The organism is Bauldia sp. (genome assembly GCF_965232525.1).
Taxonomy (GTDB): domain Bacteria; phylum Pseudomonadota; class Alphaproteobacteria; order Rhizobiales; family Kaistiaceae; genus Bauldia.
In genome coordinates this window covers 4,165,503-4,178,049 of the sequence record NZ_OZ246980.1, presented here as the reverse complement: position 1 = coordinate 4,178,049, position 12,547 = coordinate 4,165,503, and the positions used below count along the sequence as shown (strand labels likewise).

Below are 12,547 nucleotides of genomic sequence, written 5' to 3'. Positions count from 1 at the left end.
CTCACATGCGGTCTGCGACACCCGGCCGGCGAACCGGCCGGATGCGACTTCGACGTGTTGGCGCTGCTGTTACAGCGTCCACTGCTTACGCCCTCGTAATGTCGAAGCTGGTGATGTAGTCCTGGATACTGTCCGGGTTGTAGTCTTTCCCATAGATGTCGTAGACCGGATACTTCACATCTGGAATATCCTTCCACTCCAGGTCAGCATTAGCCGCAGCCATGTCCTTCATGTTCTTCTCGGTCTCGGCCGACATGAAGATCTGGTCGGAGATTGACTTGTAGTCGACATCGGACTTGATGTAGTCCCAGCGCCGGAGCTGCGAGAGGATCCACGTGCCCATCGACTGGGTCGGGTAGGGCATGAAGGAGATGCGATCTGGCACCTTCTTGATGTTTCCAAGGCCGTCCGGATAGACGCCCGTGAGAATCTGCTTCAGCACAGCCTCAGGCTGGTTCAGGTAATTTCTAGGCGCCATGGATTCTGCGAACCGCACTCTCTGGTCGGCCTTTTCGGCGGTGTAAGTGGCGTCGAGAATGGCCGTCAGAAGCACGATGAAGGTGTTGGGGTTCTCGTCGATGAATTTCTGCGAGATCCCAAAGCAGCAGCACGGGTGCTGGTCCCAGATTTCCTTCGTCAGCTTGTGGATGAAGCCGACGCCGTCATATACGGCACGCTGGTTGAATGGGTCCGGCGCAAGATAGCCGTCGACATTCTCCGCGCGCAGATTAGCAACCATCTCGGGCGGTGGGATGACACGGATCTGGATATCCTTGTCGGGGTCGATGCCATGCTCGGCGACGTAGAGCCGCAGCAGTAGATTATGCATGGAGTATTCGAAGGGCACGCCGAACTTGAACCCCTTCCAGTCTTTCGGGTCCTGCTTTCCCTTGTGCTTGTTGGCGAGCACAATCGCCTGGCCGTTGGTGTTCACGTTGGTCACCATTCGCCAATCTTGCGATGCCGAACCCAACCCCATCGACATAGCCGCGGGCATCGGTGCCAGCAGGTGCGAGGCGTCATACTCGCCGTTCATGCACTTGTCGCGCGCGACCGCCCAACCGGCGGTCTTGATGATGTCCACGTTCAGCCCGTACTTGTCGTAGAAGTCGAGAGCGTGGCCGGCGATGATCGGTGTTGCGCAGGTAATCGGTACGAAGCCGATTTTCAGGTCCGTTTTCTCGAGGTTCTTCATCGCATCCGACGCCATCGAGGCGAGCGCCTCGAATGGCACCATCGAGCCGATCACAGAAGCGGCCGCCGCCGCACCGACCCCCTTCAGGAATTTGCGCCGATTGGTGTCAGTCTTGAAGACCGAATGCAGCAGCGAGCTCTCAAGCGCGCGATACATCGATGCGCCGGGGTCTTCGGAGTTGAAATCCTTCGCACGATCGGCAAGGAACGCGTTGTTCTCGCGCTCGATTTTCTCCGGTGCGTTCAGCACATCGGCAATGCTGCGGGGCGGATCGTTCTCGTCGGAGCCGCGCTCGGAACATTCGTTCCAGAGATCCACATTTGGATCAAACGGGTCTTTGTCCATGCTCATCAGGTTTCTCCGTTCATCATCACGTCAGCCGGTTGGCGGCGTAGCGCTGATACAAAAAAACCGCTTCGGACCGATTGCGGGAATCGATCATGCGAAGCGGCTGTGCTCCGTCGGCGCAACGCTGGGCCGACTATGGAGTTCCGAATGAATCAGCACCCTTCGTTGAGCGCGGTCGGAACCCAAGTTCCCCAATAGCAACAAGCGTGCCAGAAGTTGGAAAGTCGCTTTCTACATATATATCATAGACTTACAAGCAGGTCAGCATTTGAGCATGATCTCCAGAAGGCCTGCCAACCCGGCAGAGCCCGCCCATTTTTTTTGCAATGACTACGAATTGACCGCAAGGCGCGGCGTCACAGACCGATTTTGCTGGCCGCAATGACAATGTCTGCTATTTCGGAAATCTTCTTCTTTTCATTCATTGCCGAGCGACGCAGAAGGGCGTGTGCCTCGTCCTCGCTCATGGAACGGGTTCTCATGAGAATGCCCTTGGCCTTTTCGACAACCTTGCGGTCATCGAGCTGCTGCTGCAGCTTGGCGACCTTCTTTCCCATATCCGCAAAACGCTCGAACCGGGCGACGGCAATTTCGATAATCGACCTGAGCCGGTTCTCGTGGAGGCCGTCCACGATATAGGCGGACACCCCGGATTGAATGACGCGGCGGGTGAGTTCAGGTTCGCTTTCGTCCGCGAACATTACCACCGGCCTCTCGACCTGCTCCGAGACCCTCAACATCTGCTCCACCGTATCGCGGCGAGGGTTTTCGAGGTCGATAAGAATGATGTCCGGGGTAAACGTTGTGATACGATTTAAGATGTCTAGACCGTCCTTGATCAGGACGACATCGGCAATTCCAGCTTCGTGCAAACCGTCCACAAGCACTTGCGCACGGTCTGCATTCTGGTCGATGACGACAACCTTCGAGACGCTCTGGCCCATGCAACCGGTTGAACCTCCGCATGCGGACAGATCTATCGATCACCCTTATCCCGGCGGGAATACCATAAGGGAAGCATGGTGTTCGGGACAGTTGTGCAGCGCACAAAAAAGTCGCAAGCGGAGCGGTGTGCAGCGCAAACCCTGGGCAATTGGGTGCATCTCAAGCAGAACTACACTGGACGATGCGTCCGGAACTCTATGCGTTTTTGTCGCAGAACAGGGATTACCGCCTGATGAGCGAAGGTCGGTTTCGGGCCGATGTTGATAGGTCGGAGATCTGTGCCGAATGTCTCGAATGGGCTCGAAGCTGCCAAGCCTCTCTTTGTGTGAGTTTTGACGGCCTCCTCTAGCCGGACTGCGATTTCCATGCTAGGCCGCGTTACGATATAACATGACATTTCCAGATCGAGATTGGCCGTCGTTGACGCGACCGGCCGTCCGACTCACCAGAAAAGACACCATGTCACCAGACAGCCGCCTGCCCGTCACCGTCCTGTCCGGCTTCCTTGGCGCCGGCAAAACCACGCTCCTGAACCGCGTCCTCAACAATCGTGAGGGGCGACGCGTCGCCGTCATCGTCAACGATATGTCCGAGGTGAATATCGATGCCGATCTCGTGCGCGCCGACACCGAACTCAGCCGCACCGACGAGACGCTGGTCGAGATGTCGAACGGCTGCATCTGCTGCACGCTGCGCGATGATCTTCTGGCCGAAGTCCGTCGCCTCGCCAGCGAGGGGCGCTTTGACTATCTGCTGATCGAGTCGACCGGCATCTCCGAGCCGCTGCCGGTCGCTGCGACCTTCGACTTTCGGGACACTGAGGGACAGAGCCTGTCGGATGTCGCGCGGCTCGACACCATGGTTACGGTGGTCGACGCGGTGAACCTGCTGCACGACTATTCGAGCCACGACTTCCTGCGCGACCGGGGCGAGGTGCTGGGCGAGGAAGACGAGCGCACGCTTGTTCACCTGCTCACCGACCAGATCGAGTTCGCCGATATCGTCATCCTCAACAAGGTCGCTGACGCCGCGCCGCATCAGGTGGACGCGGCACGCAAGATCATCCGCAGCCTCAATGCCGATGCGCGCATCATCGAAACAAACTTCTCGGACGTGGACGCCGAAACGATCCTGAACACCGGGATGTTCGACTTCGAGAAGGCGCATGAGCATCCGATGTGGGCCAAGGAGCTTTACGGCTTTGCCGATCATGTGCCCGAAACCGAGGAGTATGGCGTCACGTCCTATGTCTATCGCGCCCGACAACCGTTTCAGCCGCAGGCGATCCACGACATTCTGAACGGGCCGATGCCGGGCGTCATCCGCGCCAAGGGACATTTCTGGATCGCCACGCGCCCCGAAATCGTCGCCGAGTTCTCGCTCGCCGGGGCGCTGTCGAGCGTGGCGCCGCTGGGCACATGGTGGGCGGCCGTGCCGAAGGAGCGCTGGCCGGACCACGACGCCGCGCGCGCCTACATGAAAGCGCGATGGCGGGAGCCCTGGGGCGATCGGCGCCAGGAGATCGTGTTCATCGGTTCCGGCATCGACTGGCCGCAGCTTAAGGCGCGGCTCGACGCAGCGCTCTGCCCTGAAGACCTCGCGCCATCACCCGATGCGCTGCCCAACCTTCCCGATCCTTTTCCGGCCTGGCGTCGCCAAGCGGCTGCCTGAGGAGACATGACGATGAACCGGACGCTCGCCCTCACGTTGCCAATGGAATGACAAGAACGGCGCATTCCGTAAAGGTCAGGTCCAGTTCAAGTACAAGATGACCTGCGGCGGCGGGTAGGCCAGACCCTCAAATCGGCTTCCGTTGGACCGACTCTTCGCTTTCGCCACGATGTTCGAGGTTGCTCCTTGCACCGTTAGCGTCGGAACTACGGACAAAGTTACCATTGCTGCATCAGCTTTAGTGACCCTACTCGATCCACAACCCCAGACGCTTCAGGTGTTCATCGACAAATGGTTTGTCAGGGTTATCGGCAATTGCAGCTAAAAGGTTACGCGCCAAAACCAGCTCTTCGATCTTCGCATCCACCTCCGCAACCTTTTCCCACAACCGACGCGAGCGCTCCTCACGGCTGAAAGTGTCCGACATCAATCCATCTAGAACCTCAGGCAACTCAGCCAATCGCACATGAAAACGCTTTGCCAGAGCAATCAGAGAGAGCCGCTCAAGCGTGGTCTCATCATAGTCTCGATACGTCTTCGAGCCAGCTTGAATTGGGTGTGAATGTAAAAGCCCGAGGCTCTCGTAGTATCTTATGCCGTCTTTCGATAGGCCGGACCGGCGGGCCACCTCACCAATGAGCATCGGCATCTCCGAATAAGCCCTTGACTGTGGGGCTTACCCCACAGCTTAGGTTCGGTCGTGTCAATGTCGTGGAGAGGCAAATCATGCGAACAATGCTCAGCGCACTTTCAGTTTTCGTCGTGCTTTCAACGGCCGCGTCAGCGCAGGAGGTTCCTCCCAAAAGCGACATCCAGTTGAACCCGACGGGCGGCGACGAGATTGGGTTTGTCTTTCAGGCATGGTTGAGCCCGCAACAACAGGGTGGTGAGGAAACAGATACGCCGGCCCTTACCCCGGAGGTCTTCCGGTCAACATCCGACAGTGTGGATCGCAACGACCGGCCATCCCGCGGACATGGAACGCTCTCGTTTACCCGAGACTTCAGCAAAGCCTATGCGCACGTAGCAGTGGAAGGCGTCGAATTGGATGACATCACGATGTTCCACATTCACTGTGGACGGCCAGGGCAATTGGGGCCGATCATTGTCGATTTTGGCTTGAAGCATGACCTTGCAGAAGTCTTCACCGATGGCGTGCTTTCCCTTGAAATCACCAATGAGGACATCGTGGCTGCCAGTGAACAGGGCCATGGGATTGTAGGAGCCTTCACAGCAGGCTGCCCCATTGTCCTCGCAAACCCACTAGACCGGGTCGTTACAATAGCAGGGATGGCGCAAATCGCTTTTGAGCGGGAGTTGTATTTCAACCTGCACACAACGGGGCAGACTTTCTTTGGCGATATCCGAGGGCAACTCCACCCCGTGGAGTGACAATTTCGAGTGCCTTAAAGGGCTCTTAGCGGCCATTCGGCTGTGCGTGTTTGAGGCTCCACGTGCGAAGCCTGCGGTCTCCTAGCGACGGATCACCAATCTCCCGCTTGGAACGACACCCGAGGTCGACCCATTCGCCGCTGGTGTCCGGGTGTGGGGACTAAAATCGCCGTTCGTTGTTTTCCAGACCGGTCGCCAAGCCTGCCAAGGGCGGCCGATTTGGAACAGATCCGGCACTGCACCTGATTTAAGCCCGAGGCGGTCAGCCCGCTCGCCGGACATAAGGCGTGCATGGCTATTTTACTGTTACGACAGCGTCACATTTGTGTTGCAGGCCGTCATATATAAACCACCCAGTGGGCAATCCGAGTTTGCATCATAGGAATCCAATAAAAGCTTGGATGTACCCTCAATCATTGCAGCAAGAAGTGAGTCAACGACACATGAAGACAGTGGCTAAGTCAGCTCTTTCGGCAGCGTTCTTGGCAAGCACCGCACTTTACATGGCGCCGGATGCGCGCGCAGCGGAATCAGCGAATGTACTTGAAGTATTTCGTGTGCTTCCATACCAACAGCAACCGTCGAGCAATGGTATTTTGCTGACATGGTTTACTGAAAGCGACACTGCCGGCGACGTTGAAATTCTTGGTGGCGATCTCGCGGAGCCGATACGCCTGTCTTCAACGCCGGAGTATCAGTCACTGCTTGCGTATCGACAGACAGAGCTTGACGAGGCCGCCGCTGACGGATTTCCCGTCCTGGGTAACGACAACTACAAGCACAGCGTTGAAATCTCCGGCCTGAACAGCGGCACGACTTACACCTATCGCGTGACCCAGGGCGAAGCGGTTTTCGAGTCCACGTTCTCGACGGCGCCCAATCAAGACGATTGGCAGCACATCCGTTTTGTCGCCCTTGCGGACGCCGAGACCGAGCCACGCGGCACGGTCCAGATTCGCGACTGGTCAGAAGGTGCGCAGGCAGAGGGTAGCCTTGGCCGTCCGTCCACACTGGCAAAGGACAGCGCGGGACGCGATCTGTATCTGCTGGACCAAACGGAAGGTTACGCCCAGAACCTGCGGATCATCGGCGAAAGACATCCCAATCTGGTGATCATGCCGGGTGATCTGGTTCAGGGCGGAGGATACCAGCTCGGTTGGGACGAATTTTTCCGCCACAATGCGGGCGCCTTCGACGATCTTCTGACGCAGAGCCCGATCGTTCCCGCCCTTGGTAACTGGGAAAATTACGGTGCGGTCAACGGCGAGTACACGATCGAACCGGACTACAACGCCGTGGCCTTTGCCCGGAGCAAGTACAAGGTCTATTTCGACATGCCGGCCAACGGCACGGCAGGTCATCAGGACAACTACTACCGTGTCGATTACGGCCCGCTGACCATCATCACTCTGGACAGCTCGAACGGGGAGCCGGAGGTTGCCGCCGACGACCGTGGTGTCGCCGGAACGCCGGATACCGACACCAACACCAATATCGACAGCGCGGTATTCAGAGCCAACAACAGCGATCCAAGCTACACCGACGGCACCGACCTGTCAGACTTCAATCCAGGTTCGGTACAGGCCGCCTGGTTGGAAGAGCAGCTCAAGGACGCCCGTGCCAAAGGGCAGATCATCTTCGTTCAGTACCACCACGCCGCCTATTCCTCGGGCACCCACGGCATCCCGAACGCGGGACTCGAAGGGGTCGAAGCCAAGCCAACCGGACAAGCCGGAACACCGCTGCGTCAGTTCACGCCGCTCTTTGACGAATTCGGTGTCGCAGGCGTCCTTTCCGGTCACAGCGAGATCGCGGAGCGTTCGCTTGTCAATCCCGATGCCAGCGACCTGGGCGTGAACTACTTTGACGTTGGTGTCGCCGGTGACGGCATGCGCGGTGCGTTGAGCAACTCCGACCTAAGCCTGCAAAACCCATACTCCCAGTGGGTCGCCGATCTGGATGCGCTGGAAAACTGGGCCATCGTGACCGATGCCGATGGCAGCGCCCATGTCGAGCTGCTTGGGGGTGGCAAGCACTACGGCCATCTTGAGATCAACCTCTACCGTGTTGGTGGCGCGCCGGTGATGACCAGCCAGATGGTCTACAGCTTCCCGCTCATGGACGCGGGCTCCTACGCGGGCACGACCGAGCGACGGATCTATGACGATGTGCAGATGTTCACCTTCAACCAGGATGGAACACCGGCCTCCCAGACCCAGGTCACTTTGCTGGAAGGTAGCGCCGGCCCCGACGTCATAACTGGCACGGCCGGCCCCGACTTCGTGATCGGTCGCCGCGGCGGGGACCGTGTCTCCGGCGGTCCCGGAATGGATGCCTTCATCTACACCGATCTGGGTGAAGCCGGTGACACGATCGCTGATTTTGCCATCGGTGAAGACGTTATCGATCTCGCCACGCTGCTTGGGGCCCTCGGCATCAACACCAAGACGCCAATCGAGGATGGCTATGTGCGCTTCACCAGCCTCGGCGATCACACCTTCGTTTTGATTGACGCCGACGGTAACGGCCCGATGCGCCCACAGCGTCTGATCCGCGTGGAGAATGTGTCACGGGCGGACCTGCAGAACGCCGCCAACTTCCTGTTCTAGTATCGCTCCTGTTGGTCGACCGAACACCGGACGTGGCGGCCTATTTGCCGCCACAGTCTATTTCTCCAAGGCAGTTGGAATTACGCAACAATTTTGTTGCCTATCACGGGCGTTCGGGCCTATGAAGGGCAACAAAGGAGTTGCGCTATGGCCGAGTCAGACGACGACGCAATCGTGAAAGTCGTTGAGCTGCAGGCGCCGCGCGCTCGGGTCTGGAAGGCCCTGACGGACCACAAGGAGTTCGGGCATTGGTTTCGCGTCGATCTCGATCAAGCGTTTGAGGTTGGCGGGACATCAACCGGCCGAATGACGTATCCGGGCCACGAAGGTGCCCCCTGGGTCGTTTACATCGAACGCATGCAGCCGGAGCGCCTGTTCACCTTTCGCTGGTACGATTCCGATGACGGTTCGCAGCAAGATGACGATCAGCCGGCTCTGCTGGTCGCGTTTGAGCTGGAAGAGACCCCGATCGGAACGCGCCTGACCATCACCGAGTCGGGGTTCTCCGCGCTGCCCCACCCCCGCCGGATCGCGGTGATGCGGGGCAATCGGGAGGGCTGGGACATTCAGGCGAACAACCTTGCCCGACATCTATCAGCATAAGGATCAACCGGCTTCAGATATCGCCGCGGTCTTTGCCGCCCTTGGTGACGACACGCGGCTCGCGATCGTCGCCAAGCTTCAGGACGGGTCCGATCGCTCCCTGTCGAAACTCACCGAAGGCCTTTCGCTGACCCGTCAGGGCGTGAGCCGGCATCTGCGCGTTCTCGAAGACGCCAGGCTTGTTCGCCGCCGTCGGGTTGGTCGCGAAACGCGATATCGGCTTGATGTCGCGGCGTTGAACCGAGCAAGGGACTACCTTGCGCGCGCGTCCGCGCAATGGGACCAAACGATCGACCGTCTCGCCAAGCACCTGGAGGACTGAACCATTGCCTGGCGCCACCGGCGAAACGCCAAGCGCGGTCCGGCCGCAGCGCCGTTTCACGGCTGTTGCTGGTTCTGTGCGGCCGGCGTTCAGGTCGATCCATTCGCTGCTGGTATGTCCGGTGTGCGGACAAAGCCGCCGTTCAGGCGCGGTCTCAGTTCTGCGTCTGGACCCGAACCGAGCTGATCTCCATCCCATCCGCACCCTTGCCCGCATCGAGCAGCCGCGTCACGCGCCAGTCTCCCGCAACGATCTCGACAACTTTCTCGGAGAGCTCTGATCCGACATAGAGGTAGGATCCATCGGGCGAGAACAAAAGCGACGGCGGGCGCTCGATGTCATAGTCGTTCAGATCGACAACGGCGAGCGTGCTATGATCCTCGGCTTTGAGGATCAAAACCCGACTTCCATGCAGATCGGCGATCGCAACATGATGGCCCTTGGGGTCAAAGCGCACGCGGATCGGGGTAAAGCCCATCTCCAGCGTCTTGGTCACTTCCATGGTCTCGGCGTCAAAGATCATGACGTTTTCGGACTGGTTGTTGCCGACCCAGACTTCACTGCCATCGGGGCTGACAAAAACGGCCTCGGGGCCTGTTCCGGCACTGACCGTCTGCAGCACCTCCATCTCGACCGTGTCGATCACGCTGACGGTATCCGACCCCCGGCTGGTGACATAGGCCCGGTTCGAAGTTGGCGACAGCGCCAACAGATGCGACCCGATCTGATCGGTAACGGCCACGCCTGTCACTTCGCCGGTATCGATGTTCACGCGGATCACATCACGGGTTTCTTCCGTCGTAACGATCACCGAGTTGCTGTCGCCTAGCCACGCGATGCCATGGGGGGCGTAATGCGGTTCGATTTCGATGGTCTGCATCAGTGACGCGCTGGCCACGTCAAAGACACTCAACGTCCGACCGATATAGCCGTCTTCCATATAGGACACGACGACAACGGTGCTTTCGTCGGGAGACAGGGCGACTTCATGCGGCGAAGGCCCGGTCTCGGGGCGTGCCACCTCGTCACCACTGGCACGGTCGATGAAGCTGAGCGTACTTTCGTATTTGTTAGCGACAATCAGCGTATCCGCCGCGGCGGATAGCGGGAGGGTCAGACCCAGCAGGGCCGCTATGACAAGACGATCCATTCCAAGTCCTTGATGTTGGAAACTCGGGGCATCACGCGCAACACCTTGCGCGAGCCGCCCGGTGGACACAACTGTTCACTCAAGGACGTCGGGATCGAGCGGTGCGATTTTCGGAGTATCGCGCCCGAAATCGGTCTGCCGCCTTGGATGTGCGCACAGGCCTGTTCTTCTATGCCCGGACCAAAATCACGGATAGCTTTGACGAGCGCAATGGCAACCGGTGTCAGTGAAGTGGAGTCGAAGTGAATTCCACTAATTCTTGCCGGGACGGCCCCTAAATCTCGCTTGGCCGTTGAAGAATGGCCGCTTTGGGCTCTAAGCGGCCAGCCGGCCTTGCGGACAAGGCTGCCGTGCCTCTGTCGGGGCGCGCCGGGCGGGGGAAGCGGTCGCCGAGCGCCAGGCGGAGCTGGATCGCCGCAGCTGGACGGTGATCCCAGCATCGCCCGTTGGGCAGAGGCCGGAGTCCCTTATTTCGGCCAGCTCGGGAGCATCGACGGCGTTACGCGGCTACGCACCACCAAAACGTTCGCGGTACTCGGTCGGAGCAACGCCAATCTGCCGCTGGAAGGCGCGACGCATGCGTTCGTCATCGAAGAATCCGCATCGCGCGGCGATCGCTTTGATCGGCTGATCGGTCTCTATCAGCTCCGCCATCGCCGCCTCCAGGCGAACCGCCTCAACATACTTCGCCGGCGGTCGCCCGAACGTATGGGTAAACTTCCGCGCGAACGTGCGGGGCGTCATCGCCAATCTGTTCGCAAGGGTCTCGACGCGCAGGTCTGACCTCAGATTACATCTGATCCAGGCTTGCAGTTCGTCAAAGGCGCCGGAGACATCCTCGAGTTGGTGGCTCAAGATCTGACTGAACTGCATCTGTCCGCCAGGGCGCACCATGTAGGTCACAATGTCTCTGGCGATGTGAAGCGCGACACAGCGCCCCCAATCCTCGGCCACGATAGCAAGTGACAGATCGATCCCGGAGGTAACCCCCGCGGATGTCCAAACGTTGCCGTCACGAACATAGATCGGGTCCCGTGCAACACGAACAGCGGGGAACTGTTCGGCAAATGCATCGCAATGACGCCAATGGGTGACCGCGCGCCTGCCATCGAGCAAACCCGCAGCGGCAAGGAAGAACGCACCCGTGCAGACGGACCCGATGCGGCGCGCGTGGGGTGCCAGACGATGGATCGCTTCCACAGCGACCCACCGCTGGCGCGCCGACGGCGCGCCGTTGACGCCAATCACAAGAAGAGTGTCGAGCGTCTCGGTGTCGAAGGCGCCGAGGGGCTCGGTCCCGATCGACAGCGCCGTGTCGGTTTCGATCTGCCCCCCCTCGGGCGAAAAGACCCGCAGGCGATAGCCCTGTCCGGGCGCCGTGAACTGCCTCGCTCCGTCGAGAACCTGCATAGGACCGGAAAGGTCCAGCAGGACGGTTCCAGGGAAGACGAGGAGGGCGATCTGCTTCATCATTGGCAGAAAGTGAGGGGTCAATGACCTTTCTGTCAAGGAGATCGGGACGTAGGCACCGGGGACAAACAGAAAAGGTGACGACATGGACGACAATGCGCTGGAGGCGGGCTCAACGGCCCAGAACAACCCGCAGGACAGTTGGACGAGCGGGCAAGGCGAAACGGATGGTGGTGTTTATGTTCCGGCACCAGATGAACGCGACAGAGTCTTCCAGACGATCACGCTTGCTTTTCTCAGTGATCCGCTGAGTCGTTGGATCTGGCCGGACGCGGACGTCTATATGGCGTTTATGCCGAGGTTCGTCGAAGCGTTTTGCGGCTCCGCCATTGATCTTGGAACGGCGTATGTCGCCGGTCATCACCGCGCGACCGCGCTCTGGCTGCCGCCAGGTGCGGAACCGGATACCGGTACAATCAATGCGCTTTTTGAGAGCACGATCTCGCCGGAAATCGGCGACGATCTGGCGGAGCTGTTTGCGAAGATGGCGGCGTGTCATGCGGCGCAGGAACCGGTCTGGTACTTGCCGATGATCGGAGCCGACCCGGCGTTCACCGGAAAGGGTTACGGTGACGCAATCCTGAGCCGGGCGCTGCAGCGATGCGATGATCACGGTGCCTCGGCGTATCTCGAATCCTCAAATATTCGGAATCTGTCACTGTATCTTCGCCATGGTTTCAAGCCGCTCGACCAGATACAGGCTGGCGGTTCTCCAACACTTTATCCGATGATCCGCCCACCAAAGAGCGGCTAATGGCCCCTTTGGGTAACCTACCTAGGGCATCCCGGATCGGGGCGAACACTGGTGAAGGACTGGGCCGCGGACCTTCGCCGATGGGCAC

At 59.3% G+C, this 12,547-nt stretch carries 11 protein-coding genes; 6 read left to right on the top strand and 5 right to left on the bottom strand.

The features are described 5' to 3' along the window. Nucleotides 1-85 precede the first annotated feature (85 nt). Nucleotides 86-1,546, bottom strand: a complete 1,461-nt coding sequence (locus ACO076_RS19785) for a CmpA/NrtA family ABC transporter substrate-binding protein (RefSeq protein WP_421724529.1) — start codon at nucleotides 1,544-1,546, stop codon at nucleotides 86-88. Between the two features lie 353 nt (nucleotides 1,547-1,899). Continuing rightward, nucleotides 1,900-2,487: an ANTAR domain-containing response regulator gene (locus tag ACO076_RS19780; RefSeq protein ID WP_421724528.1), complete on the bottom strand. Its 588-nt coding sequence runs from the start codon at nucleotides 2,485-2,487 to the stop codon at nucleotides 1,900-1,902. 460 nt (nucleotides 2,488-2,947) lie between these two features. On the opposite strand from ACO076_RS19780, the gene ACO076_RS19775 reads away from it, so the two are divergent. Next, a complete protein-coding gene (locus tag ACO076_RS19775; protein ID WP_421724527.1) occupies nucleotides 2,948-4,159 on the top strand; it encodes a GTP-binding protein in 1,212 nt (403 codons plus the stop codon). 247 nt (nucleotides 4,160-4,406) lie between these two features. Here ACO076_RS19775 and ACO076_RS19770 read toward each other — a convergent pair whose 3' ends face one another. After that, the gene (locus tag ACO076_RS19770) at nucleotides 4,407-4,808 is read right to left on the bottom strand and encodes a MerR family transcriptional regulator (protein ID WP_421724526.1); all 402 of its coding nucleotides are present in this window, start codon (nucleotides 4,806-4,808) and stop codon (nucleotides 4,407-4,409) included. A 77-nt stretch (nucleotides 4,809-4,885) separates the two neighbouring features. Here ACO076_RS19770 and ACO076_RS19765 point away from each other — a divergent pair, with 77 nt between their 5' ends. The 4 genes from ACO076_RS19765 (at nucleotide 4,886) to ACO076_RS19750 (ending at nucleotide 9,085) form a co-directional block, all read left to right on the top strand. Beyond that, the gene (locus tag ACO076_RS19765; protein WP_421724525.1) at nucleotides 4,886-5,551 is read left to right on the top strand and encodes a CHRD domain-containing protein; all 666 of its coding nucleotides are present in this window, start codon (nucleotides 4,886-4,888) and stop codon (nucleotides 5,549-5,551) included. Nucleotides 5,552-5,967: 416 nt separating this feature from the next. Further along, nucleotides 5,968-8,160 (top strand): metallophosphoesterase, encoded by a 2,193-nt coding sequence (locus tag ACO076_RS19760; RefSeq protein ID WP_421724524.1) that lies wholly within the window; start codon nucleotides 5,968-5,970, stop codon nucleotides 8,158-8,160. A 147-nt stretch (nucleotides 8,161-8,307) separates the two neighbouring features. Continuing rightward, nucleotides 8,308-8,763, top strand: a complete 456-nt coding sequence (locus tag ACO076_RS19755) for an SRPBCC family protein (protein ID WP_421724523.1) — start codon at nucleotides 8,308-8,310, stop codon at nucleotides 8,761-8,763. Beyond that, nucleotides 8,741-9,085, top strand: a complete 345-nt coding sequence (locus tag ACO076_RS19750) for an ArsR/SmtB family transcription factor (RefSeq protein WP_421724522.1) — start codon at nucleotides 8,741-8,743, stop codon at nucleotides 9,083-9,085. Before ACO076_RS19755 ends, ACO076_RS19750 begins: the two co-directional genes overlap by 23 nt. 154 nt (nucleotides 9,086-9,239) lie before the next feature. Here ACO076_RS19750 and ACO076_RS19745 read toward each other — a convergent pair whose 3' ends face one another. Further along, nucleotides 9,240-10,304 (bottom strand): YncE family protein, encoded by a 1,065-nt coding sequence (locus ACO076_RS19745; protein ID WP_421724521.1) that lies wholly within the window; start codon nucleotides 10,302-10,304, stop codon nucleotides 9,240-9,242. Between the two features lie 438 nt (nucleotides 10,305-10,742). Next, nucleotides 10,743-11,729 (bottom strand): GlxA family transcriptional regulator, encoded by a 987-nt coding sequence (locus tag ACO076_RS19740; RefSeq protein ID WP_421724520.1) that lies wholly within the window; start codon nucleotides 11,727-11,729, stop codon nucleotides 10,743-10,745. Between the two features lie 61 nt (nucleotides 11,730-11,790). On the opposite strand from ACO076_RS19740, the gene ACO076_RS19735 reads away from it, so the two are divergent. Then, the gene (locus ACO076_RS19735; protein WP_421724519.1) at nucleotides 11,791-12,459 is read left to right on the top strand and encodes a GNAT family N-acetyltransferase; all 669 of its coding nucleotides are present in this window, start codon (nucleotides 11,791-11,793) and stop codon (nucleotides 12,457-12,459) included. Nucleotides 12,460-12,547: the final 88 nt, after the last annotated feature.